Raw genomic sequence first — 24,647 nt, forward strand, 5'->3', positions numbered from 1 at the left:
GCATCATGGATCCCAGTGTTACGTACACAGCTGTACGAACATTTCAATTAGTAGATGACTTGCGTAACAGACGGTGTCATCCCAGTACCTAGGCACTTGGATCCATCTTTTCCATGATCATCAAAACGTCGTATTTTACCACAGAACAGCTACTTTTATACTCACCGATAAAATTCTTAGATGCCAGTGTCAAGCACTGGGATGACAAGAAAAGGCCACTAGGGTGACAAGAGAAGGAGGCGCTGGGATGATGGGAAAGGGGTTATTTGGATGATATCGTTATAAAGGAACCAGCGTCAGACACTTACATTACACCCTACTCTCCCTCAACCCCTCAGTTCCTCAAACACTTCGCTTGCTCTGTCCAGTACAGAATCAGGAAAACCAGCAAGTTTTGCTACATGTATTCCATATGACTCATCTGCGATGCCCTCAACTACTTCATGGAGGAAGATTACCTCTCCGTTCCATTCTTTTATTTTCACACAAAAACATTTTACGTTGCTTAAGTATTTGCTCACTTTAGTTAGTTCATGATAATGAGTTGCAAAAATGGCGCGGCACTTGTTTACATTGTGAATATGTTCAATCACCGCCTGAGCAATAGATAAGCCGTCATGTACCCCTGTGCCTCTGCCAATCTCATCAAGTATCACCAAGGAACGATCTGTTGCCTGATTGACTATGGTTGCTGTTTCAATCATTTCTACCATAAAGGTAGAATAACCAGCTGTTATATTATCTGTTGCACCAACCCTGCTGAATATCTTGTCAATTACACCAATATGTGCACTACCTGCTGGCACAAATGACCCCATATGAGCTAAAATTGCGATGAGAGCGTTTTGCCTCAAGAAAGTGCTTTTTCCTGCCATATTAGGCCCAGTGATTAGATGTATACCAGCTAAGTTGATGTTATTTGCGATAAACTTATTATTAACTTCAACCACTGGGTGTCTTCCGCTGCAGATATTAAACTCTTTACTATCGTCAATGATGGGTTTTACGTAATTGTTTTGCATTGCAAGCTCTGCAAACGCAGTTCGGATATCAAGCTTTGCCAAGGCGTTTGCAGCGAGAGCAATCTTCTCAGACTCTTTAGCGATTTTACTACATAGTTCACTGAAAATTTTCATTTCCAAGCTAATCACAGCATCACGCGCCGTGAGAATCTTATTCTCCAGTTCTTTCAATTCATTAGTAGTGTAGCGCATGCTATTTGCTAAGCTTTGCCTGTGAATAAATATGTCTGAGGTTAATTTATGATTTGCTGATACTTCAATGTAATAACCAAGGATGTTATTGTGCAATATTTTCAATGCGGCAATGCCAGTCAGGTCACGATAAGATTCTCGGAGTTTGGTTATCAATTTGTTACTATTATTCAGCACATAGAATAACTCTGATAATTCTTGGTTATATTGTGGATTGATAAATCCTCCTTCTTTTGCGGAACTTAGGTTGTTGTCAAGTAGAGCGTCATTTAAAAGCTCAAACAGTTCTTTGTGATTGCCAAGGCTTTTATGTATTGTGCTAAGTTCACTCTCATCACTGCTTGTCATCTGAGCAGTAGACGCCGGTTCTTTTCCCTTTGATTCCGGAATCAAGCACTGGAATGACATCTGAAGGTCAACTGCTGATTTTTCACTTAAGTAATAATTATGCAAGGGATCTAGCTTGGATAGAAGCTCGGACAACTCTAACGTTTTCCCAAGGCCTATTTTTAGTAGGTTCATGTCCTTTGGTGAGCCACGCCCTAACATTAAACGTGATAGTGACCTTTCAATATCTGGAATGTTAGATAATATCTCCCGTATTTTTTTGCGTCTTTCATGGCTGTTTACAAAAAATTCAACGGTGCTGATTCTAAAATTAATCGCTTTAGGACAAGCAAGTGGTGATGCAAGCATTTGTTTGAGCAGGCGTCCACCAGAAGCTGTGACTGTGTGGTCAATAACTGAAATCAGTGAACCTTTCTTTTCATTAAATTGAGTTGAAAACAACTCAAGATTTCTCCTTGCTGAAGCATCGATAAACATGAAACTTTGTTGCTTGTAGGGCTTTGGCAGCTCAAGCCTTGGAATGGAGCCCCTTTGCGTTACTCTAACATATTCAAGCAGCGCACCACATGCCATAATCTCCACTTTGCTGAAGTTTCCTATAACTCTAAGCTCCCTGATTTTATAAAATTCGCACAGCGTTCTGTGAGATTTGTTGTACTCAAAAAAACTCTGGACATGCTGAGTAATTGATATTTTATAATTTTTTAAAGTTGACCTGATTTTTTCATCCTCATCTAACTTCTCGGAAATTAATAATTCTTTTGGTGATATACGCAATAAATCACTATCTAGGGCTTTCAAATTCGTTAAAGTATAAAAAAATTTTCCCGTTGATAGCTCAAGCCAGCCAATAGCATATTCTCCATCTTGTTCAACTATGGATGCAAGATAATTATTGCTTTTATCCTCCAGCAGCGAATCTTCGATGATCGTGCCTGGAGTTATAATTCGCACTACATCACGCTTTACTATGGATTTATAGCCTCTCCTTTTTGCTTCATCAGCAGTCTCTAATTGATCGCAGATTGCAACTTTGAATCCTAAATCTATGAGCTTGTGCAGGTAAGATTCACTACTGTGTGCCGGCACTCCACACATTGGTATGTCTTGCCCATATGAACTGCCTCTCTTAGTTAGCACTATATTCAGCAGCTTTGCAGCTTTAACGGCATCATCGAAAAACAATTCATAAAAATCTCCCAGTCTATAGAACAACAGATGATCCTTATATTGAGCTTTTAGGTTTAAGTATTGCTCCATCACAGGAGTGTTTTTTTCTCTTATAAAGTTCATAATGTTTTTTATACGTTGATAGCTTCAACTTTGTCGTATGGATAACATAAAATCTAAATAGAAGCCTACACAAAAGCAAGATTGCTCGTTTCTTTAGAAAACTGTACATGTGTAGTGGATCTTTTTCAGCCTCTTCTATAAGCTATATCAGCCATGCTAAAATTATATGGAATTTTGACTTTTTGAAAAGTCTAAACTGCTGTTTGTGAAAGGTATGTATGGATATCCTTCTGTATAAGTTTGTTATGCAGAAGATCTATTAATTGCAAAATTTAATATAAGTGTTAAAATATGGCTACTGAGTAAAAAAATATATGCTAATTAGTACAACGTCGGGTCTGGAAGACATATGTGAGGAGTTGACAGCAAAAAAGCCAAATTTTATAGCAGTTGACACGGAGTTTCTTAGAAACAATTTAACCTATTATCCAAAATTGTCGTTAATTCAAATTTCTTACGGAGGCAAGAGTTTTGTTGTAGATGCACTAGCGCCAGAAATTGATTTATCACTTATTAAGAAAATAATGCTAAATCGCGAGATAATTAAGGTGTTTCATAGCTGTCAGCAGGACATAGAATCTTTATTCACCGTATTCAAATGCATTCCCACTCCCATTTTTGATACCCAAGTTGCTGCTATGTTTTGTCATTATTATCATGACTTCATTGGTTACTCAAAAGTAGTGGAGCAATATCAAGGGGTGGTATTAGATAAAATTAAAGCTAAAAATTCAGACTGGTTAAAGCGTCCACTTTCTGAGGATCAATTAGACTATGCAATAAGTGATGTGGTGCATTTATATGACCTGCACCAGATATTGCGCAATAAACTTGAAGAAAAGAGTAGAATAGGCTGGTTTCAGGAAGAGATGGAAGCAGTGGTTGATATAAATAAGTATTTGCGTAGTCCAAAAGATGCATGGAAGAGGATTAAATTTAATTACGAAGCAAATCCAAGATTGATATTAACTGTTAAGGCAGTTAGTGAGTGGCAAGAGACCTTAGCACAGCGCTATAATATGAATCGTAATAAAATAATTGATAATGCTCTAATAGCTGGCTTTATTGAAAAAAACGTGGAACGTGTTGACGAGATTTTAGAAGATCTTAGAAAAAACACGAAAAATATAAAAGAGGAAGACCTATTAGAATTTATAGATATTTTCAATGAGAATGAGAAAGACTTTGTGCAGCAAGATTATACTTTGTTAAGCAGTTATGATAGATCTGTGCTTGATATACTATCAATTATTCTAGAGAGCGAATGTAAGGAAAACGGTATATCAAGAAAATTGGTTTCGTCAAAAGATGAATTGGCTGGGTCAATATCTGGGCAGACATATAAACTATTTAAAGGGTGGAGGTATGACTTTTTTGGCAGATCAATTGAATCACTTTTAAACGCAGGTTCAAGGTTTGAAATTTCAGTAGTGAAATCTGCAAATAATACAACCAAGATTCGAAGTAATTTGGTGAGGGCAAATTGTAAGCTGAAATCAACTGCTGAGATTTAACGAGTCTACTATATCTTTTATTTGAGAAAGGACGTGTTCTTTACTTGCACTATTGTCGATGGTAAAGTTACTCATCTGCCTTTTTTCTGCAATGGGTAGCTGGATATTGAAAATTAGATCCAGCTTTCCTTTATCTATATTACGTTCATTAAGTCTTTGAGCTTGCACAGCACTATCTGCATGGACAAAAACGATAAAGTCGCAATATAAACGAAATCTCGTTTCCAGCAGGAGTGGAACATCCAGAACTAGAAGTTTTCTATCGGTCTTTTCTTCCTGAGCAATAAAAATTTCTAGCTCACTTCGCACAGCGGAATGAACTAAAGATTGAAATCGCTTCCAATTTTCATCATGGACTAAGAAATATTTAGACAATACCTCCTTGTCTATTTCACTATTTACTACTACTCCGGGAAAGTTTTCTTTTGCGTAGCTTATTATGCTCTTATCTACTTTGTAAAGCTGATGTACAATGGAATCAGCGTCAAACACAGCAGCACCAAACCCTTTAAAACAATTGGCTACAAAACTCTTTCCTGCCCCAATTCCACTTGCTAAACCTATAATCACAAGCAAAAAACACATAACTACATCTATAGTAGCCGCTCTTTGTTTACATGTCTATTTAAAACCCAAATTTGGCTGTAGAAGTTCTGACAATGTCAAGAGAAAATAAACAGCTATTATTTTTTTAGTAATTAAGTAAAATAGAATGAAAGATTATGAGGAAGCTTTGAAAAATAAGATAAAAAAAATAATGATTTCAGGAAAGGAAGTGTGGCAAATCATTGAGGGCGGCAAAGGTATTGCGATTAGTGATGGAAGATCAAGTGGAGCATTTGCTGCAGCAGATGCTGTGGGTACATTCTCTGGTGCAAATGCTAAGCTTATTGATGGTAACGGCGAATTAGTACCATTGATTTACAAAGGCAAAACAAGAAATGAAAAGCATGAGGAATTGATTAAATATAGTATCGAGGCTGGAGTTAGTCAGGCAAGAATAGCGAATAAAATATCACAGGGCCGTGGAAGAGTACATATGAATGTGCTTTGGGAGATGGGAGCAGCAGAACGTGTACTTCATGGTATATTAGAGAAGGCAAAAGGCTTAGTTCATGGTATTACCTGCGGTGCTGGCATGCCTTACAGGCTCGGAGAAATTGCAGCCAAATATCAGGTTTATTATTACCCTATTATCTCATCAGTACGCGCTTTTAAAGCATTATGGAAACGTGCTTACCAAAAAGTATCTTCTTCTTTGCTTGGTGGAGTAGTGTATGAAGATCCATGGCTTGCTGGAGGACATAATGGACTCAGTAATAGTGAGGACCCAAAACTTCCACAAGCTCCATTTGAGAGGGTTGTAGAACTTAGATCTTTCATGAACGAGATCGGTCTTTTGAAAACGCCAATTATTATAGCGGGGGGAGTATGGCATTTAAAAGATTGGGAACGTTGGTTTGACAATTCACAAATTGGACCAATAGCTTTTCAGTTTGGCACTCGTCCACTTTTGACGAAGGAAAGTCCAATTTCTACTGAATGGAAAAAGAAGCTACTCACTTTAGAAGAAGGTGACGTATTTTTGAATAAATTCAGTCCAACAGGGTTTTACTCATCTGCAGTAAGAAATAACTTCATACGTGAGTTACAGGAACGGAACTCACGTCAAGTAAGGTTTTCAGAGAGTGCTAGCGAAGAGTTCAATAGTGAATTTGCAATTGGTGCAAGAGGTAGAAAGATTTACCTCACAGCAAAAGATAAAGAACTGGCAAATACGTGGACTAGGGCAGGATATACAGAAGCAATGAAAACTCCAGATACAACTGTGATTTTTGTGACGCCAGACAAATTTGCGGAGATAAGACAAGATCAGATCAATTGTAGGGGATGTTTGAGCCATTGTCTGTTTAGCAATTGGAAAGATCATGGTAACCATTCAACAGGACGAAAGCCGGATCCACGGAGTTTCTGTATACAAAAGACACTACAAAACATTATACACGATGGTAATATTGAGAACGAACTCATGTTTTCCGGACACAATGTGTATAAATTCAAGCAGGATCCGTTTTATGAGAATGGCTATGTACCGACGGTAAAAGAGTTGGTGGAAAGAATATTGACTGGATATTAAATTAGTGGCTATTGTAGGAATTTTCACCTTATAAAATTTCACTATCTGTTTTAACAAGTTTTTCTGCCATACCCTGAACGAATATCAAAAAGGATTAAATATTCCTGCAGAATAGTGTATAATTATTAATCTTTAATCTAAGCACTATGACTTTTTCTAAATTTCTCGATCCAAAATTGGACTTAACCTTCAAGAAAATCTTTGGTACTGAAAAAAATAAGAACATCCTTATTAATTTTTTGAACGATATTTTAGGATGTACTGAAGTTAATGTTATACAAGAAATAGAGTTCATTAGTACCATTATGAACCCTGAAATTACCTCTGAGAGACAAAGTGTAGTTAACGTTCTTTGCCAGGATTCTGTTGGTAACAGATTTGGTCAAAATGCAGCTCACTCGCGACAAGGGCTTTGAAAAACGAGTCCAATATTATGCTGCAAAAGTCTACTCAAGACAGTCTGGTAGGTACTCTAACTTACAGGAGATTTTCTTTATTGCAATATCGAGTTGTATTTGATTTCTGGTAAGCCTAATTACATATCTAGCCGTGCTATAAGAGATGATGAAACTAATGAGCACGACTTAAAGGATTTTCAATTTGTATTCATAGAACTGACGATAAAAATAAAGTAGAGCAATTAACAAGCACAGTGGAGCGCTGGTGTTTCTTTTTTTAAGTATGCAGAAGAAATAACAGATGAAGATTAAAAAAAGATAGCAGAAGAATCGCCCATAATAAAGCAAGCGTATGATGAATTAGACAAGTTTCATTGGAATGAAAAAGATCTGACAGCGTATTAAGAAAGAATAATGGACCTGTACAAGGAGGAAGCTATCCTCGAACAGAAACTTGAAGAAGGCATAGAGAAGGGAAAAATTAAACTGGCAAAAAACTTACTTAAAGCTGGTGTGTCTGTTGGCTTAATAGCTGGATCTACTGGTCTTACTCAAGCTGAAATTTTACGACTTAAGCAAACCTAAGTATTACGGTTTTCTTTAGGGTTCTTTAGTGATTTGGCTGTCATAAAAAATTTTCACCTTATAAAATTTAACTACCTGCTTTAACAAGTTTTTCTGCCATACCCTGATTAGGATTAGACCTAAGCTGACAAGAAGGCGTAAAACTACACGGAAAAGTAAGCATCAGTGGTAGAGAACTGCTAAATTTTTATTGACTTGTTTGTAAATTATGGTAACTACCTAGGAATTAGTGAGTGATGGTCATACAATATGAGTGTTAAGGTAAAAGATGAGCAACCATATATAAAAAATGTTTTTGATCTTTGGGATCCTTTCGAAGGATTGCGTCCTAAAGTGCCTGGTGATCTGTTAGATAGAAAAACTTCTAATAATTATCAGGCAGAAGGGAATGGTAGTCAATGGAACCCTAGGTTAAAAAGAAAACTTGAAAGTGACATTACAGATGGAGGTAGTAACCCACAAAAAAGACCCAGTGTGGGTGGAGATTGGCCAACAGTAAGTGATTACCAGCAAACTTTTAGTAGTACTTGTTCAGTACGATCAGAATCTGATAATTACACAGGCAGAAGTTGTAATCAAGAAATACCAGATAGTACAAGTAAGTGCAGTACAGAAACTGAGGAAGATGTTGGAGAAAATGTAAGTGACGGATGGGGCCCATGGAATGTTAATCAAACAACTGATTGGCCAAACGAAAGTGGTAAAGTGATAGGTACTAATTCTGAAGAATGTAACCCGCCACCAGATATTAATTCTGATTATGGTAGTTGGGGCCCGCTACAAAATAACGATTCAATGAGCGACCATTCAAACGAAAGTACTGACTCAAGTGATTCCGACTCAGAAGGAGACTCAAGTGGCAGTTTAGATTATTTTTCTCTTCTGGAATTCTTAAGAAAAAGCTCACCGTTAGCAGAAATATCATTAACTGAAGATGAAAAGGAATTAATTAAGGATTTTTATGAGAAGATAAAAGATATTAGGGAAAAAAACGACCAAGAAGACCGAAAGAGTTTGTATAATCAGAGTATAAATTGTACAAGAAATGCTTTAAAGCGTATAAAAGATTTAGTAGATAATTTGCCACAAAAGATAAGGTTGAACTCACTCTGTGATGATTGTGAAAATACTGTGTCGGGTTTAGTAATTGAAACGGTACTAGATACTTTGGGTCGTGTTCCTGTTGTAACATTTTCAACAATTATGCATTTCGGGCTTGACGGTCCATGTGAAAGCGCATTGGATGATCCAGATAGCGTAAAAGCTGTAGTTGATATTGTCCGTAAGTTAATTGTAAATGGTGGAAGAATAAAATTGAAACCACACTCTTATGATGAGGATGAAAGACTATGTAGGATGATAGGGGGAGATATGATCTTTGAGTTTACTGAAAAGCGTGAACAAATCTATGCTGCCCTCTTAAGAGCAGCATATGGTGGCATAGTAAACAAGGGTATACAAGTTCAAAAAGACAATTTAGTAGTAGATGTAGACAACTTTTACTTTTATACAAAGTATCCGCAAGGTAGCACTGTTGAGGTTGCAAAAGTTGTAAACGGTCTAAAAAAAGCTATAAATGACCTAAAAAAAGTTACAAATGATCTCAAAATAGAAGAGTTAAATTTTAAATACTATGTATTTCGTATTGGAGAAAGTATAGTAAGATTTGAAGAAGACAAAGATGAAAAAAGAAACTATACAGATGTCTTACAAGGTAGCATTGAAATGTCTTTTACTACCAAGGCAGGGAAGATCAGTATCCATTTATACCCCAGCAGTACAGAAACAAAGGATGGAAAAACAGAAAATAAGGGAATAAAAGTAGAAATTGACGAGGAGAATAAAATAAGATTCTTCCAGTTAAAGGATGAGGAGAAAAAAAACTTAGGCAAAAACTATCTCCTCGAAGGAAAAAGCGTTGCGGATGTCATAGCCAAGAGTCTTGAGAAAAATGGCGATGTATCTACAAGTTCTGCAAAAGCATTAAGTAATCCCATTACCTATATGAAACAAATTTTCTTGGACCGATCACGAAAAGCAGATATAAGGTCTATGTGATGACGTTAGTGTTTTTTCTTAGAAAGTTGTACAGCAAGCGCTCTAACGCTAATGGGACCTTTGAGTTAAGAACATATCCACCCACCGCCGACAACTTGGTCATTTTTATATGCTACGCAAGCTTGGCCGGGGCTGATGCCAAAGTAATCATTGTTTAAAATAATACAAGCTTTATTTTGTTCTGCAGCTGGGTATATTGTCGCTAAACTTCCCAAGTGTGATGACCGGAGCTTTACAGTGACTTCCATGCCTTCCTTTGGTTGCTCTAGCCAATTCAACTCCTTGACCAACACTTTTCTCTGCATTAGTGCGCCAATTGGGCCTACTATGACCTCATTATTTTCTTTACTGATTTTTATCACATAGAGGGGTTCGCTATGTGCAATGCCCAGACCTTTTCTTTGCCCCACTGTGAAATTTACTATGCCGTTGTGCTCGCCCATCACCTTTCCATGTACATCCACAATTTTGCCTTTCTGCACAGATTGTGGAGCTAACTTAGCTATTGTTTCGCTATAGCTTTCAGAAACGAAGCATATATCTTGACTGTCTGGCTTCTCGGAGATTAGTAAACCAAAATGCTTTGCTAGTTTTCTTATATCACTTTTATAAAATTTACCAAGTGGAAATCTCAAAAGCTTCAACTGCTTCTTTGTTGTGGCAAACAGAAAATAACTTTGATCTTTATTTTTATCGATGCCCATGCACAATTTTACCTCGCCATTCTGTTCCAATCTTCTCACGTAATGTCCTGTAACCAGGACATCTGCACTGAGATTTTTTGCAACTTGCAATAGATCACGAAACTTTACTGTTTGATTACATTTTACGCATGGTATAGGAGTTTCCCCACGCATATAGGTATTTGCAAAATCCTCTATCACTTCCTTTTTGAATATTTCTTCATAGTTTAAGATATAATGAGGAAAGCCAGTAACCTCAGCTACGCGCTTTGCATCATAAATATCCTGTCCGGTACAACATGCACCTTTTCTCGTATTAGTATTACCATCACTACCATATAGCCGAAGAGTCACACCAATTACTTGGTACCCAAGGTGATGTAGCAGTACTGCTGCAACAGAGCTATCAACTCCACCAGACATTGCAACCACAGCTTTGATTTGATGTGGAGGTTTATCTTTTAGCAGAGGTTCAATTTCAAATTCTTTTAGCATAATCAACTTGATTTATAAACGCAAACCTTGTGTCATTTCAACATGTTACTGTGTAAATATCTTAATTTAAAAGCAATTTACATAGCAGGCAATGTTGTACAAGTAGGTGACACTGAGATCGAGCAAAATTAATCGTAAACAAGTACATTATACAACATTTTTGATGAATTTGCCAAAAATTTGGATCTAGCGTTACGCGCTGGAATGACAAGGTTATGGATGTTATCCCAGGTACCTTTTCTTGTCATTCCAGTGCTTGACACTGGCATCCAAGAATTTTATCGGTGAGTATAAAAGTAGCTGTTCTATGCTAAAATACGACGTTTTGATGATCATGGAAAGGATGGATCCCAGTGCCTAGGCACTGGGATGACACTATCTGTTACGCAAGTCACCTACTAATTGAAATGTTCATACAGCTGTGTACGTAACACTGGGATCCATGATGCTGCTTTATCAATAAATATTTAAGGAATTTACCAAACGAGAAAAAAAGGCAAAAGAAACCCTGTTAGCTAGTTATTCACTATCTATCTTTTAAATTGGCATTTTTTTATTGTCTTAAACGCTTTAACAAACGCATTTTAGCTTATACTAGGTAAAAACTTTGAAAGTTTATAAAGGCATGAGATGCACATAGTGCAAAGAATTAAACAACAGTACGCCAAGTAAATTGAGTTTTTTTGTTGTTTAATCTGTACGGGCTGAAGCTAAATGATAGCTTCAGTGTTATAATATTTGAGGAACTTGTCAAGTAGTTTTTTTCTCTATTGGTGACGTTATGACTTTTTTCCACTGCTGTCTTCCGTCCTTTGTGTAGTGGAAATTAGTATGAGTATGTATAAGGAGCCTACTAACGCTTATATTTGTGTAAAGCAAAAAATTTTAGTGGGGCGAGCGACCAGGATCGAACTGGCGACATTCAGTACCACAAACTGATGCTCTACCAACTGAGCTACGCCCGCCAAAGTATAAAATTTCTGATACATCAGTACAGAAAGTATAAAATTTCTAACATATCAGCACAAAAAGTCAATTGGCTATTTAAGTAGATTTTTTTACTTCAAACTGTATTATAGTTATATGTGAAATAGTGGGATTTTCTAAGGTGTACAGTTCCATAATTCCTCCCTTGATGGCATTTTTCTCACACTTTATCATACCATTATACTTTCTGGGACTATACACCAAACTCTCTACTTTCTGCTTAGCATATCCATCAAATCAGATTCTTTGAGTTTGCTGTGGTCGACTTTACTGAATTTGTTTACCATCGCGCTCATTTGGTTATATTGCTTAACTAGGAGATTAATATCCGGCACACTCGTTCCAGAACCTTTTGCAATTCTAAGCCTCCTCTTGCCATTTAGAATATCTGGATTTTGCCTTTCTTTTTCAGTCATCGAATTTATGATAGCTATATATTTTTTCACTTTGCTATCATCTGGCACTCCACTACTTAGCTTTTTTGTAAATGAGCTTGGAATGAACTTCATTATATTACTGATGCCATCCATTTTATTCAGAGTTTTCAGCATTCCTGCTAAATCATTTAGGTCAAATTTACCTTTTTTTACTTTCTTTTGGAGTTTATCGATTTCTTCCTGACCAACGATCTCGGCAGCTCTTTCAACCAATGAGACGACATCACCCATATCAAGTATCCTTTTTGCGATTCTATCTGGGTAAAAGTCGTCAAGGTCACTTAGTTTTTCACCACAAGCGATAAATTTAATTGGGCAATTAGTTGTCATTTTCATAGAGAGGGCAGCACCACCACGTGCATCTCCATCAATACGAGTGAGAATAATGCCAGTTATACCTATTGTCTCATTGAATGATTTAGTAATATTTACTGCATCCTGGCCAATCATCGCATCGGCTACTAAAATAACTTCTGCAGGTGAAGCTATTTCTTTCACAGCCTTCAACTCATTCATCATATTTTCGTCGATATGAAGCCTACCAGCGGTATCTAGTATCAATACATCATAGTTATTGTTCTTTGCTACTGCCAGTGCCCTTTTTGTAGTTACAATAGGCTTTTCATCTATCGCTATGGGTAAGGTTTGTACTTCTATTTGTTTTCCGAGCACCTCAAGCTGTTTTTGGGCAGCAGGTCTATAAATATCCAAAGAGGCAAGCATTACTTTTTTCTTTTGTTTTTTTAGCTTTAAGGCAAGCTTTCCTGAGGTTGTTGTTTTGCCTGCGCCTTGTAAGCCCACCATCATAATTATAGCAGGAGGTTTAACTGCGAGATTTAAGTCACTTTTTTCTGGTCCGAGAATTGCAACCAAATTATCCTGCACAATTTTGATTATCATTTGTGCTGGAGAAACACTTTTTATGACTTTTTCCCCTATTACCTTATCCTTAATGTCATTAATGAATTTTTTTGCAACTTCAAGTGAAACATCAGCTTCAATTAGGGTTATACGTATTTCACGCATAGCAAGGCTGAAGTCATCTTCGGAAATGATTGACTTTCCCCTGAGCTTGTTGAATACAGAATTTAAGCCCTCGGTTAACGATTTAAACATAGCAGTACCAGTAGAACGCCCATCAAAAAAAGAGAAGAAGCTGAAACGAAACTCACTGAGTTATAATTTAGCACTTCTTTAAGTTTAGTAGTATTATTAGAGTATAGACTGGCAAAAGAATTAGTCAGGTTTTGCAGCGCGCTAGCAGACATCTTTCCCATTTTGAAAACCAACTTATTAAACAGTGAAACAACATAGGGTATGAGAGCTCTGAAAATCCAATCGATATCCATTTTAAAATTTATTCTTGGCAGAAATAACTTGTGGAATGGGATAAACAACAAGGTAGCACATAGTAATGAACTAAATTGCGACCAGATATTTTGTGTGTTGTACGCAAGATTAAAAATCGCAGGTTTGTTATAAATAGGTAAGTAAGGATTGCCAACAATTACGCATATAAATGCTAAAATAATCATAGATATTCCACCTCCTTCCTCTGTTAAAGGTCTTGACTTGCTTTTGGCGATAAATATGTAGTAAAGAAACTTAAGTCCCACACTTAAATAAAGCAATAAGTTCAAAATTTTGTGTAAGTTTTCGTACAATTCTAGATTAGTACCATTCATTTTAATTTCGGCTGCAATGTATGATTTGCTAATAAATCCAGCAGTTCCAGGGAATGCAGCCATTGTAAGTATTGCGATCAAAGCATACATTCCTTCTACCGACATGAATTTGCTTGCTCTGTTAAAACTTACCACTTTTGTCCTCGATATAATTGAGTTGGTAACAGCAGTGAGCAATAGTTGGTAGACAATGGAAAAAATTATGTTAAGAGTAAGTAGTGGTACAGCATTTTCCAAACGGCTAAGCAGACTCCCTGTCATAATTAATATGCCCATTTGCCCTACAACACTGTAGGCTAAAAACCTACGGATGTTTTGTTCAAGGGAAGCAAATGCAATACCATAAATTGCAGTGATAGTGCCCAGGAATGCTAATATTTCGGCATAATCTTGCCAAAGGTTGTAAGTATGTAGGAGTGCTACTAGAAAAGAAATCTTGGTAGTAAACAGGGAAAGGTATGACGCACCGTGTAATGATGCAGCAGGATATGTGTCAACAACCCAGAATGAAAAAGGGAAACAGGCGCAATTTATTAATAGACCCATGATTATTAGATTAGAGCTTTGAATTGCTACCCCTACTGTTAGTACAACCCCAACAAAAAAGTGTACACAAGCATACCTTACTGCAGGTCCATTATCTTTATTGCCGGCTGCAATGATAAAAGATGCACTGATAGCCATTAATTCACAGAATATCACAGTCAATAATATCTGCTTAGATAATATTGCACACAATGAACTGATAGTATAAGCAAAAAAGGATAGCATTTCCGAAAAGCTTAAATTTTTTGCTGGTAGAACAATTAGGAATGCAGCTGATAAAAAAGATATCAATATGATGCGAAAAGATAAATCAAAATTTAGAACAGGATAGTACCAATTTAATGTGGTATCTAAATTCTCAGGCAGTTTTAGTACTACAACTACTAATATAGATAGCAGAAATAACAGTGAAAATTTATAAAATTGCACGACAATTTAAGTCAATATAGTTTATACTATCTCGATGAATAAATAAAATCAATTTGCATGTATTAACCACTGATTAAACTAATTATCATATAATTATATCAGGGTTAGGGGGTTATAGGAAACCGGTCAGGTTAGGTTTTTAATCTAACCTGACCGATAGCTTTAATAGTGAGGTAAGCCTCAATATAACACGCTCAACTTATAGTACTACATTCGTGCATAATTTATTTGAAATTTGTGCACGAGTGTTAGTAAATTATTTACTTTTTGAAATAAAGTTCAGTATTAGTTTTTTATGGTTAGTACAAACTAGTTACTTCCTTGCTTTATATTACCATGCTACAATATTCATTGTAGCATAAAGTTATTGATAATATGTACATTTTAACATATTAAATGAAGGTTCAGTCTGACAGCCTAATGTCATCCAAGTAGCTGGCTGGCATCCAAGAAATTTTGCTTGTGAGCGAGCGCGCTGAGTTAGTGAACATAAAAGTAGCGAATCTTGTGTTGCGCTGGCTAGGTTTTTTCCCACGTCATACCGCATCGGCTGCTAACACGTAGCGGAATAAAGTTTTTTTGGATCGTCGGAGTTACTCTAGCTACATCTACTAGATCTCTTGTATAACCAATTTATGGTGAGGAGAAACACAGATGAGCACCGCGGAATACTTGAAGTTTGAGGAGAGCAAGCAAGTCTTGAAGCAAAATCAGAAAGCAGGTTATGCGAGAGATCTGCTGTTACATAACTTAATAATTAAATATTTCCATTGACTTATTAAGTATTTCTATGCATTATTATACTATTAGTAATTTATATCAAAACATTAATAATAAGTAGCTCTACATCAGAAGAAAAGAAAAATCTAGTAGTTATACTAAAAACTCAGGCATTAAGAGTGCAATTTCAGTATATTAAGAGCTCGTAAAGATGATGTCGAAGCAACCTCTGGTTATCAGGCGTATTAAAGACATTAATAGAATGAATTTTGTTATTGACGGCAAAGTTGTAAGTAGAGATTTGATTACCAAATTATGCAAAGAATATAACAGTCTGTTGCCAAAGAGTGAAGACGAAAGTAAGGATTACCGTCCTTTTGCAAGAGCAGTTTTTAAGAAGATATTTGAACTTAATAAGGTACGGGTTCCAGGTGATCTTATTCTAGATTGGTTAATTACTAATTGTAACCAATCAGGATGTGAATTTATATACACACCATTTATGAGTAAATTCTCTAATAAACATGCATTACATATGGATGTCAATAGTAGCAATGTTAGTAGGAGAGTACTGGTTAACTGTAAAAAGGATTCAGATTCTGTGAGTGTTGAATGTAGCACTTCAGCAATACCTGTGAAAATGTCGGAGGAAAAACAGGGCAATATGTGATATATTGTTTTCAGTAAGATTCACACTTAACCCTCAAGGTGATAAAAGTGTAACATATAAAGATAGTAAGTTGTCACTTACTATTCCTGAGAGACTGAAGGATTGTAATATGTGTGGTAAAAGCTTGTTTGATATTATAAAGAATGCTTTCAGAAGTTGTGCGAAAAGCTTGGATTTTTAAAATAAAAGTAGAGCACGGTTTAGGCGATCCATTGAAAGCGAACAGCTGTGTAAAAGACCCAGATTTGGGCTATCTTAGTAACAAACGTAGTGTTGATAGTTAAAATATCTTGAGCTCTATCAGCTGATTTGCGCAATCAATCATTTCAGCATTTGGAAATTGATTTTTAAACCAGGTGTACTGGCGTTTCGCGTAATATCTTGTATTTGTTTGAGCAATTTGTATTGCCTCATCTAAATTGAGCTTACCTTTTAAGTACTTTATAATTTCTGGCACTCCGTGTGCTTTCATAGCCGGCAAGTGTGTAGCTAAGTTCATTCTAAGTAGCTTTTCTACTTCATCAATTGCTCCATTTTCAACCATTTTAATAAAACGAAAATTTATTTTTCGGTATACGTTTTCACGCTCAGGCAAAATTATATATACCTTAAAATTATTGAATAAAGGAGGCTGTCTATTCTCTTGCCATACGAAAATTGACTTGCCAGTTTCAGTGATAACTTCAAGTGCCCTTGAAAGGCGGTGTGAGTCGTTCATGAATATTTTACCTTGAATTTTTGAGTCTTTGCTTAGCGCTAACTTGTAGAACTCCTCTTTACTTAAATTTTTTCTAAGTTCACTTATGTTTTGCCTTACTTCCTGAGTTATTTGTGGAATTGACGATAAGCCCTTGATTAAGCTGCTGATGTAAAGCCCACTTCCTCCAGTGATGATAGGTATTCGTAAATTCTCCAGTGCATTATTGACTTCTCTTTTCAAATCCTCTAACCATAAACCTACGGAATAATTTTCTCTTACTGAAACATAACCATATAGTTTATAAAATTTTTCTTGCCTTGGTGGCTGAGCAGTAATTATGGGAATTTCTCTATATACCTGCTTCGAATCGCAGTTTATTATGTCAATATTTCTATATTTTTCTATCAAGCTATCGCACAATTCTGATTTACCTGAAGCTGTAATTCCTGTAATAATTACTAGATTATCTCTCATTTATATTAATTTAATTAACGTATGATAGGGTGTAGTAAAAATTTGGATTTTACAATCTAAAGTTTGGAGATTTTTATGACAGAGAACAACAATAATAACTCATTTACTAAGCGTTTCACAAACAGGACCCCTGGCGATACGGGGGGAGGTTTTTCCAGTAAGTATTCATCCCAAAGCACCAAAGAACGTGCACTAGGGGAAAGAGGAAAAATTTCTCAGTTAGCAAGCAAAAAAACTGAATTTAAAAAAGCTTTTTCTGAAAATGGCAGCATAAAAAGTAAAAGCAGAACTGTCAATGAGAGATCCTTTGCTGATGCAACAAGAAGAAGTAGATCAGATCTCATATATTTAGTTCGTGGTAAAGATCGAGGGAGATCAGCATGGCATTATGTATTGGTCGATAAGGATAAGAGAGAGATGTTTCTTGCAAAAAGTAGGACTGACTCTATGGATGTTGCAGATTATGGGGAAATTCTGTACTCAGGATGGGGAGAAGATCCACCACAAGAAATAGTTGATAAAATTAATGAAGAGTTTGGGCTATAGCAAGTCTGCCTCGAGCTTCACATTGGACTTCTTATATAACCGAAACTGAAAATTTTTAGTATTTTTTTATGCTCTTAAGTTGCTTGGCTATAAACATTAAAAATTTTTACTAAATAAAAGAAAGCAAAAGAAACTCCTGGTTAGTATCTATTTTCAGTTTTCAGTATTGGCGTTTTTTTAAGTCTTAAACGCTGCAATTTAGCGACTTTTAAACTGCAACAGGCCCTTAGTTTAAGGGCTAAGAGACTTACTAAGCAGAAAAAAAGGCAAAAGAAAACCCATGGTAGAGGTTATCCACTCTCAATCCTAAAAATTGGCGTACTATACTGTCTTAAATGACTTATAAGCGCGTTTCAGCTTGCATAGGGAAAATCTTTAGAAGTCTAGGTAAAATTAATAAAGACATAAGGTGTAGATAGTGCAAAAAATAAAACATAAGAGACAACTGTAATACTCTTGTCGTTTAATCTGCACAGATGAAGATAACTGAATATCTCCAATCTTGATAATGGGGTTGGTGAAGGTTGTCAAATAGTTTTTTTGTTTCTATTGAAATGACATTATAGCTTTTTTTTTACTGTTGCCTATTGCTTCCAGCGCTGTAGACAAAAAAACTAGTTTTGATTATCATATTGACATGAACGATAACTTAGTATGCCTTGGAGTCATTACTTCTCCTCACGGAATTAAAGGAGCTGTTAAAGTAAAAACTTTCACTGAAAAGCCCGAAAATATTTCTCTGTATGGTGAGCTGGTAAGTGGTGATGAGAGTTATAAGATAGACTCAGTGTCTGTCATAGGTGATAGTTTAGTAATGGCCACAATAAGCGGAGTAAATTCTCGCAACGAAGCAGAGCTTTTAAGAAACAAAAAGTTATACACAGAAAGAAAAAAGCTGCCAAAACTAAATGATAAGAATGAGTTTTATCAAAGTGACCTTATAAATATGGAAGTAAGGCTAGAGAGTAATGAATTATATGGCTACATAGAATCTATACATAATTTCGGTTCAGGAGATGTATTGGAAATTTCAGTCATCGGCACAAAAAAGAATATTATGCTGTCTTTTACTAAAGAAATATTTCCGAATATAAACGTGAAGGAAAGGTATATAGCACTCAATGTGCCAGAATTCATTGATTAACAAAGGTTTTGATATTTACAAAAAGCTACTTATAATTATAAGATCGAGCTGAAAGTGTAATTATGGCAGAAAAAGCTAATGATATTAGGCCAGGTCAAGTGTTGGAACATAATAGCGGTTTGTTTTTGGTTGTAAGTATTATGCATACTCAACCTGGCAAGGGTGGTGCATACATACAAGCAGAGATGAAGAACATTAAAACCGGAGCAAAACACTATGAAAGGTTTCGCTCTGATGCAACAATCAGAAGAGCAATTTTAGATGAAGAGGAATATGTTTATCTTTTTACTGAAGGAAATATTGTAACCCTTATGCATCCGAGTAATTACGAACAGATCACTATAAATTTGGACTTATTGGGAGAAAAAAGGATTTATTTACAGGATAATATGAAAGTTAAAGTAGTAACTTACCAGGATAAAATAATTTCTGCGCATGTGCCTGATTATGTTACATTGACTGTAAAAGAAACAGAGTCTGTTATTAAAGGGCAGACTGTTACTTCCTCTTATAAACCTGCAATTTTAGAAAACGGAATGCGTATTAACGTGCCTCAATTTATAAAAGAAGAGGACAAAATTGTAGTATATACCCCAGATGACAGCTATTACGAAAGGGTAAAAGAGTAAAAGCAGAATGTCCATTTCATCACCACGGATTAATGTGATGCTTGATTCTGTACGCAGTGCTTCCAAACAGCTTGTGCGTGATTTCAATGAATTGCAAATTTCCAATATTAAGTCAGCAGATTTTATCAATAAAACTTACTCAAGATGCAAGCAAACCATATACGATTGCTTGCATGATTACAAGCAAGACTACGGTTTTATCTTTGAAGACAATACTGATCAAGAAGTAAAAGATGACACTTATACCTGGTTTATTATGCCTATAGAAAGCAGGGAGAATTTTTCCAGTTGTATGGTTTTTTTTGCAGTGTCGGTCTGTCTAATTCATAAAAACAAAGTTATAGCAGCTGTAATTGATGCTCCAGCTCTCAGAGAAACTTTTTGGACAGAAGAGAAAAAGGGAGCTTTTCTTAAAGACTTTAGATCTCGTCATATAAAAATACGAATGAAAAGTCGTGAAGGAGGCTTAATAGATGTAAGTGGTAATTTGTTAAGTAAGTTACTGCCTAACAACAGTAATGTACGTTCTATCGGTTCAACAGTTTTAGGTTTTGCATACCTTGCCGCAGGAAGATACAGTGGAATAGTTTACTCTGGAGTTAACAAATATAAAGCCTTGCTTGGCAAACTTTTTCTGCAAGAGAGTAGTGTAAGGGTAATAGAAGATAATGGATTAATCATTGCTGGAGATATAAAACTAACATAAACGAGCCACAGAGATAGACAGTTTCTCAAAAACTTTTACAAGGGATTCTGTTAAATGTCTTATCATTTCGTCAGTATGGTAAGGTGTAGGAGTAATACGAAAGCGCTCAGTCCCTCTTGGAACTGTTGGATAATTTATATGTTGAACATATATTCCATGCTCGTCAAATAATAACTTTGATGCTATTTTGGATAACTCTGGATCACTAATTATTATTGGAATTATATGAGTTTCTGTTAGGATAAGATTAATTCCCGCGTTTATCAGTGAGTTTTTTACCTTTTCAACAACTTGTTTTTGTTTTTCCCTTTCAATGTTACTTGATTTTAGATATTCAACGCTTGCCTTTGCTGCTGCTGCTAAAACAGGCGACATAGCAGTGGTGAAAATAAATCCTGGAGCGGAACTTCTTATTACATCCACCAAGCTCTTTGAAGACGCTATATACCCACCCATCACTCCAAAAGCTTTCGATAATGTACCTTGAATAACAGTCACTCTATCCGTCAGACCTTCTCTTTCTGCAATTCCACCACCACGCGGGCCATACATGCCGACTGCATGCACTTCGTCCAAATAGGTAATTGCATTATATTGATCTGCCAAGTCACATATTTCTCTCAGCGGCGCTATATCTCCATCCATTGAATATATGGATTCAAGTGCTATTATCTTTGGTGTTTTTCTACCCACAGACTTTAATAGCTGCTCTAAGTGATCAATGTCATTATGCCTAAATATATATTTAGGTCTTTTTCCTGACTTTATGCCTTCTATCATTGAAGAATGGTTCTTCTCGTCTGAAAAAATCACTACGTTAGGAATAACGGACAATAAAGTGCTAAGTGTAGCCTGGTTGGCAAGGTAGCCACAAGCAAAAGTTAAAGCAGCCTTCTTGTTATGCAAACAAGCCAGGGATTGCTCAAGTTCAACAACTTCTTTTGTTGTGCCTGAGATATTTCTAGTTCCTCCTGCGCCAACAGATGAGTTATGAATAGCGGCAATAACACTCTCATTTTGTGACATTCCTAAATAGTTATTACTGCACCAGACGATTACTTCCCTATTTCTTTCATAATCCATAATATAGGGAAGCCTGCCAGGCAACGACTCAAAATGCGTGAACTCACGATAGCGCCCTTCCTCCTTTATATCTTTGATTTTATTTAAGAATATTTCTTCGTAGTCTACCAAGTTTTTATCTATTAATAACTAGTAAAATTATAATAAATTATTCAATGGTAGACTACTATATTTATTATACAGATGTAGCTACAGGTTCTTTCTTCTCATTGGGTGCAACCTTTTCAATCTGATTGTTTTCAATAAAGCTACTAGGCCATTTATAGTGATACATAACTGCTGCAGCAACTAGACAATAGGCTCCAACTACTATTCCTGCTGCTAACATCTCCAAGTGAACCGCAGTAGTCACTCCTAGAGCAACTCCAGCTATTGCTAATATAGAAGCAGCTATGACATGCAGATTGCTACTTTTTGTGTTTTGTGAAATGGTGTTATTCACTTGCTCAGGTTTTTTGCTAGTTAATGAAGGTATTGGTTCTGATGTTGGTGTCGGTGCTGATTGGTCACCCTCAGTAAACACGCTACCAGCTCCGCCTTTGGGTACTGAAGTTTCTGGTTGTATGTCTTCTGGACTATTATTTTTAAACGCAGAATCATCTTCATTTGCTTTACCCAGTAAAGGTTCCTTCTCATCATCATTCGATAGTGGTGAATCACCTGGAATTTGAAATACTGCTGATCTTCCTTCATTTGCAGGCTGACTATTACCACCATTACTGTTGGTTATAGTTATCAAAGGCTCTTTATCTATCTTCTCAAATGATGAAGAGTTACCATTAGAATCTGGAGGAGTTTTGGCACACTTACCACCACTTTGATCACCATTGCTTTCAAATTTAGAATAATTGCTACCTAAAGAACTTTCTGATAAATGTGATGGTGAATCTAGCTGACCACCTTTACTTTCAAGCCTTGATTCATCTCCCGTTTGCAATGTTATCTCTCCAGTAGGTTGAGCAGGAGTTTGTTTTTCCTTATCAGTATCAATTAACGAAACGATAGTACTTTTATTTTGAAGTTCCTGCATACTTGAAGAAGCTCCTTTGCTTTGAGTAACATCCATTTGTTTTGGAACTTGAGTCTCAGGAACTTTCTGTTGCTCTTGAGTATGAGGTGATATGCTACCACGATTTTTGCTTGCCGGATTTTGTTGCTTTTTTTCCCTGTCCATTTCATCTCCCTTATAATTATTGTTTATAGAATGCTTCGTTGAAACATGTCCATTGTTCATAATATTTTTTCCTTTGTCCATAGCATTTTTTTGTGGCTGTTGACTACCAGTGCTTTTAGGTTCTGGGTTTTCTGATAGAATGTTACTTTTTATAACTGGAGTTGCTAATTTATCTTCAACTTTACCACTTCTTTTTCGCATTATAAAAATTCCAGGAGTTTTGGTACACTCCGTCCCACAAATCTTGACGTTCATGATAGTGATATTCCTGTACATCAATAGAAAATTGCAGAATATCTCTAATGCGTATTAAACTGAATGCAAGATAAGTATTCCCTTGATGTTTATTGTATTCTTGATCTTTGGTGTATTCATCATATGCTATGCAAGTAGCCTAAATTAATCCATTTACAATACCTGGCAAATAACTGTAGTTATGCGCTCACGTAGAGCTTAGACTGTAATGATTTGTCTTCCTTTTCCAGGTCTTCTATGCTCTTTATCTATGCTAGACTTAGAAGTCTTACACTTCTCTTGAAAAACTACGTAAATTGCATTAGCTTTTGTGCATAAGTAACATATTTCCTTGACTAAGGAATAATCTTCTTGGCCTGTTGAATAGTATATTGCACTTCTCAGTATATTCTGTACGGCTTGCCTGATTACCTGCTCATTGTAATACGTTTTGATAGATTTGAATGTGAGAGCACAGTGACTATAATGTCTTTATTTCCGGTGTTAGGCAATGTAATGAGAGTTGATTTGTATGTGTTATCAAATTCGTTACCTTTCAATTTTTGGTCGAGATAATCGATAACATCATTGCTGAATTTAGCACATTTTTCACATAAGTGTTCAATAAATGCAACATTGACAGCATCCAGTGCAGCTTTCAGAACTAAATCATAAATTTCTCTCCTACCACGCGCTTCCGTATTTTTCAGGATTTGCTTACTGATTTGTTCGATAACCTTGTTATCAGCAAACGCTTCTTTATAGATTTCCTGAATTACTGGCTCTTTACTTTCAGTGCATTTCTTGCACAAATGTTCAACAATTGAAACATGCTCCTGACTGATCGCAGTTTCTAATAGAGTAACAAAACTCTTTGTTTAACAGATCTTTCGCATCCCTAGTTGGCTCATTATGTACCTTTCAAATGCCCTAATACTATCGTGATAAACTCTTCATTCTGCACTAACGACGCTGTTTCAAGCACACTATACAAAGGATCAGAGCCGCTTGTTTTTAACACCTGCTCAAGATCTTTCAGGACATGCTCAACAAAAACTGTGTCTAATAAATTCTGTTCTTTTCTTAATGCTATCGCTGAAAAGAAGCCAATCTTATTAGGTTCAACAAGTTGTATAGCTTGATTTTTTAATTTATTATAAATTCCACCGGTACCATGGAATTTTTCTATAAAAGCTTTAATATATTTTTGACTAGCAATAAGTAAAAGACTCAGATTCCCTTCAAACAAAAAGTACACTCTGGTATTTTTCTGCGAGTTTGTTATTAGCTGCAATTGTCAATAATAAATAATACCAGTTCTTTTACTGAATAATTGTACTTGAACTCCTCTTGATCAAGTTTCTACTGCGATAGTACATTTGAGTATATATGTTGGTGGTCACTTTTGTTTTGTGAATCCAAATTCAGTTGATTTGAGCAGAAATTTTTGAAGCTTTCGCTATCTGATGCAATAGATTAGTCTTCATAATCTCAATATTTTGTACAACCTTATTTAGTTCTTCATAATTATTTTCTTTTATAGCTTGATTTAAGATATTTATCATTTTAGCAGAAGCTAAATTTTCAGAAATAAAGCATATAAATCCTCATCTTTTAATTCTACAGTAATTGAACGTGGTGAATTTTCAAAATTTTTACATAACTCACCAACGATTAGTGAATCATTACCATCAACCTCTATAGCACTTGATGTCAAAATCGGTAGCCATATCTTATCTCCTAGTCAATAGCTACCAG

The 24,647-nt window shown here is 35.9% G+C and carries 20 protein-coding genes, 1 tRNA gene and 1 pseudogene; 9 read left to right on the forward strand and 13 right to left on the reverse strand.

The window, feature by feature from the left end; translation table 11 throughout:
* Positions 1-326 precede the first annotated feature (326 nt).
* Positions 327-2,855: a DNA mismatch repair protein MutS gene (gene mutS, locus IHO40_RS00220; RefSeq protein WP_225536193.1), complete on the reverse strand. Its 2,529-nt coding sequence runs from the start codon at positions 2,853-2,855 to the stop codon at positions 327-329.
* 314 nt (positions 2,856-3,169) lie between these two features.
* Here mutS and IHO40_RS00225 point away from each other — a divergent pair, with 314 nt between their 5' ends.
* Positions 3,170-4,369 carry a ribonuclease D gene (locus tag IHO40_RS00225; protein WP_225536194.1) on the forward strand — a complete coding sequence of 400 codons (1,200 nt, stop codon included), beginning with the start codon at positions 3,170-3,172 and terminating at the stop codon, positions 4,367-4,369.
* Here IHO40_RS00225 and coaE read toward each other — a convergent pair.
* The gene (gene coaE / locus IHO40_RS00230) at positions 4,352-4,939 is read right to left on the reverse strand and encodes a dephospho-CoA kinase (RefSeq protein ID WP_225536223.1); all 588 of its coding nucleotides are present in this window, start codon (positions 4,937-4,939) and stop codon (positions 4,352-4,354) included. The genes IHO40_RS00225 and coaE overlap by 18 nt on opposite strands.
* A gap of 163 nt (positions 4,940-5,102) precedes the next feature.
* On the opposite strand from coaE, the gene IHO40_RS00235 reads away from it, so the two are divergent.
* From IHO40_RS00235 to IHO40_RS00245, 3 genes and pseudogenes are all read left to right on the forward strand, one after another.
* Positions 5,103-6,506: an NAD(P)H-dependent flavin oxidoreductase gene (locus IHO40_RS00235; protein ID WP_225536224.1), complete on the forward strand. Its 1,404-nt coding sequence runs from the start codon at positions 5,103-5,105 to the stop codon at positions 6,504-6,506.
* A gap of 146 nt (positions 6,507-6,652) precedes the next feature.
* A pseudogene (locus IHO40_RS00240) lies at positions 6,653-7,489 on the forward strand (Rpn family recombination-promoting nuclease/putative transposase).
* Between the two features lie 249 nt (positions 7,490-7,738).
* A complete protein-coding gene (locus IHO40_RS00245; protein WP_225536195.1) occupies positions 7,739-9,547 on the forward strand; it encodes a hypothetical protein in 1,809 nt (602 codons plus the stop codon).
* Between the two features lie 65 nt (positions 9,548-9,612).
* On the opposite strand, the gene mnmA is transcribed toward IHO40_RS00245, so the two are convergent.
* From mnmA to IHO40_RS00265, 4 genes are all read right to left on the reverse strand, one after another.
* Positions 9,613-10,725, reverse strand: coding sequence for a tRNA 2-thiouridine(34) synthase MnmA (gene mnmA / locus IHO40_RS00250; RefSeq protein ID WP_225536196.1), 1,113 nt, complete (start codon positions 10,723-10,725; stop codon positions 9,613-9,615).
* Positions 10,726-11,614: 889 nt separating this feature from the next.
* Positions 11,615-11,690, reverse strand: a tRNA-His gene (locus IHO40_RS00255).
* A 231-nt stretch (positions 11,691-11,921) separates the two neighbouring features.
* Positions 11,922-13,265 carry a signal recognition particle protein gene (gene ffh / locus IHO40_RS00260; RefSeq protein WP_225536197.1) on the reverse strand — a complete coding sequence of 448 codons (1,344 nt, stop codon included), beginning with the start codon at positions 13,263-13,265 and terminating at the stop codon, positions 11,922-11,924.
* Positions 13,250-14,809, reverse strand: a complete 1,560-nt coding sequence (locus tag IHO40_RS00265) for a proton-conducting transporter transmembrane domain-containing protein (protein ID WP_225536198.1) — start codon at positions 14,807-14,809, stop codon at positions 13,250-13,252. The genes ffh and IHO40_RS00265 overlap by 16 nt, the downstream gene beginning before the upstream one ends.
* A 934-nt stretch (positions 14,810-15,743) precedes the next feature.
* Between IHO40_RS00265 and IHO40_RS00270 the strand changes: the two genes are divergently transcribed.
* Positions 15,744-16,199, forward strand: coding sequence for a hypothetical protein (locus IHO40_RS00270; RefSeq protein WP_225536199.1), 456 nt, complete (start codon positions 15,744-15,746; stop codon positions 16,197-16,199).
* 280 nt (positions 16,200-16,479) lie between these two features.
* Here IHO40_RS00270 and miaA read toward each other — a convergent pair whose 3' ends face one another.
* A complete protein-coding gene (miaA, locus tag IHO40_RS00275) occupies positions 16,480-17,373 on the reverse strand; it encodes a tRNA (adenosine(37)-N6)-dimethylallyltransferase MiaA (protein WP_225536200.1) in 894 nt (297 codons plus the stop codon).
* Between the two features lie 75 nt (positions 17,374-17,448).
* Between miaA and IHO40_RS00280 the strand changes: the two genes are divergently transcribed.
* From IHO40_RS00280 to IHO40_RS00295, 4 genes are all read left to right on the forward strand, one after another.
* Positions 17,449-17,919, forward strand: coding sequence for a hypothetical protein (locus IHO40_RS00280; RefSeq protein ID WP_225536201.1), 471 nt, complete (start codon positions 17,449-17,451; stop codon positions 17,917-17,919).
* Positions 17,920-18,556: 637 nt separating this feature from the next.
* Complete coding sequence (gene rimM, locus IHO40_RS00285; RefSeq protein ID WP_225536202.1) at positions 18,557-19,063, forward strand: ribosome maturation factor RimM; 507 nt, start codon at positions 18,557-18,559, stop codon at positions 19,061-19,063.
* Positions 19,064-19,125: 62 nt separating this feature from the next.
* Positions 19,126-19,692, forward strand: a complete 567-nt coding sequence (gene efp, locus IHO40_RS00290; RefSeq protein ID WP_225536203.1) for an elongation factor P — start codon at positions 19,126-19,128, stop codon at positions 19,690-19,692.
* A gap of 7 nt (positions 19,693-19,699) precedes the next feature.
* Positions 19,700-20,398 (forward strand): inositol monophosphatase family protein, encoded by a 699-nt coding sequence (locus tag IHO40_RS00295; protein ID WP_225536204.1) that lies wholly within the window; start codon positions 19,700-19,702, stop codon positions 20,396-20,398.
* On the opposite strand, the gene hemA is transcribed toward IHO40_RS00295, so the two are convergent.
* From hemA to IHO40_RS00325, 6 genes are all read right to left on the reverse strand, one after another.
* Positions 20,390-21,592, reverse strand: a complete 1,203-nt coding sequence (gene hemA / locus IHO40_RS00300) for a 5-aminolevulinate synthase (RefSeq protein WP_225536205.1) — start codon at positions 21,590-21,592, stop codon at positions 20,390-20,392. The two genes, IHO40_RS00295 and hemA, sit on opposite strands and share 9 nt — an antisense overlap.
* 64 nt (positions 21,593-21,656) lie before the next feature.
* Complete coding sequence (locus IHO40_RS00305) at positions 21,657-22,910, reverse strand: TomO hydrophobic C-terminal domain-containing protein (protein ID WP_225536206.1); 1,254 nt, start codon at positions 22,908-22,910, stop codon at positions 21,657-21,659.
* 407 nt (positions 22,911-23,317) lie between these two features.
* Positions 23,318-23,701: a hypothetical protein gene (locus IHO40_RS00310; RefSeq protein WP_225536207.1), complete on the reverse strand. Its 384-nt coding sequence runs from the start codon at positions 23,699-23,701 to the stop codon at positions 23,318-23,320.
* A gap of 98 nt (positions 23,702-23,799) precedes the next feature.
* The gene (locus IHO40_RS00315; RefSeq protein ID WP_225536208.1) at positions 23,800-24,138 is read right to left on the reverse strand and encodes a hypothetical protein; all 339 of its coding nucleotides are present in this window, start codon (positions 24,136-24,138) and stop codon (positions 23,800-23,802) included.
* A gap of 175 nt (positions 24,139-24,313) precedes the next feature.
* On the reverse strand, positions 24,314-24,454 hold the full coding sequence (locus IHO40_RS00320; protein WP_225536209.1) for a hypothetical protein: 141 nt from the start codon (positions 24,452-24,454) through the stop codon (positions 24,314-24,316).
* Positions 24,455-24,465: 11 nt separating this feature from the next.
* Positions 24,466-24,606, reverse strand: coding sequence for a hypothetical protein (locus IHO40_RS00325; RefSeq protein WP_225536210.1), 141 nt, complete (start codon positions 24,604-24,606; stop codon positions 24,466-24,468).
* Positions 24,607-24,647: the final 41 nt, after the last annotated feature.

The sequence above is a fragment of the Wolbachia endosymbiont of Mansonella ozzardi genome (assembly GCF_020278625.1).
In the GTDB taxonomy this organism is placed as follows: domain Bacteria; phylum Pseudomonadota; class Alphaproteobacteria; order Rickettsiales; family Anaplasmataceae; genus Wolbachia.

What these genes read in the sequence shown, in the direction of transcription:
- rimM (WP_225536202.1), top strand. Translation starts at nt 18,557, where the DNA reads ATGAACGATAACTTAGTATGCCTTGGAGTCATTACTTCTCCTCACGGA.
- mnmA (WP_225536196.1), bottom strand. Translation starts at nt 10,725, where the DNA reads ATGCTAAAAGAATTTGAAATTGAACCTCTGCTAAAAGATAAACCTCCA.
- efp (WP_225536203.1), top strand. Translation starts at nt 19,126, where the DNA reads ATGGCAGAAAAAGCTAATGATATTAGGCCAGGTCAAGTGTTGGAACAT.
- ffh (WP_225536197.1), bottom strand. Translation starts at nt 13,265, where the DNA reads ATGTTTAAATCGTTAACCGAGGGCTTAAATTCTGTATTCAACAAGCTC.
- IHO40_RS00320 (WP_225536209.1), bottom strand. Translation starts at nt 24,454, where the DNA reads ATGATAAATATCTTAAATCAAGCTATAAAAGAAAATAATTATGAAGAA.
- IHO40_RS00280 (WP_225536201.1), top strand. Translation starts at nt 17,449, where the DNA reads ATGACAGAGAACAACAATAATAACTCATTTACTAAGCGTTTCACAAAC.
- mutS (WP_225536193.1), bottom strand. Translation starts at nt 2,855, where the DNA reads ATGAACTTTATAAGAGAAAAAAACACTCCTGTGATGGAGCAATACTTA.
- IHO40_RS00305 (WP_225536206.1), bottom strand. Translation starts at nt 22,910, where the DNA reads ATGAACGTCAAGATTTGTGGGACGGAGTGTACCAAAACTCCTGGAATT.
- IHO40_RS00225 (WP_225536194.1), top strand. Translation starts at nt 3,170, where the DNA reads ATGCTAATTAGTACAACGTCGGGTCTGGAAGACATATGTGAGGAGTTG.
- miaA (WP_225536200.1), bottom strand. Translation starts at nt 17,373, where the DNA reads ATGAGAGATAATCTAGTAATTATTACAGGAATTACAGCTTCAGGTAAA.
- IHO40_RS00295 (WP_225536204.1), top strand. Translation starts at nt 19,700, where the DNA reads ATGTCCATTTCATCACCACGGATTAATGTGATGCTTGATTCTGTACGC.
- IHO40_RS00270 (WP_225536199.1), top strand. Translation starts at nt 15,744, where the DNA reads ATGTCGAAGCAACCTCTGGTTATCAGGCGTATTAAAGACATTAATAGA.
- IHO40_RS00245 (WP_225536195.1), top strand. Translation starts at nt 7,739, where the DNA reads ATGAGTGTTAAGGTAAAAGATGAGCAACCATATATAAAAAATGTTTTT.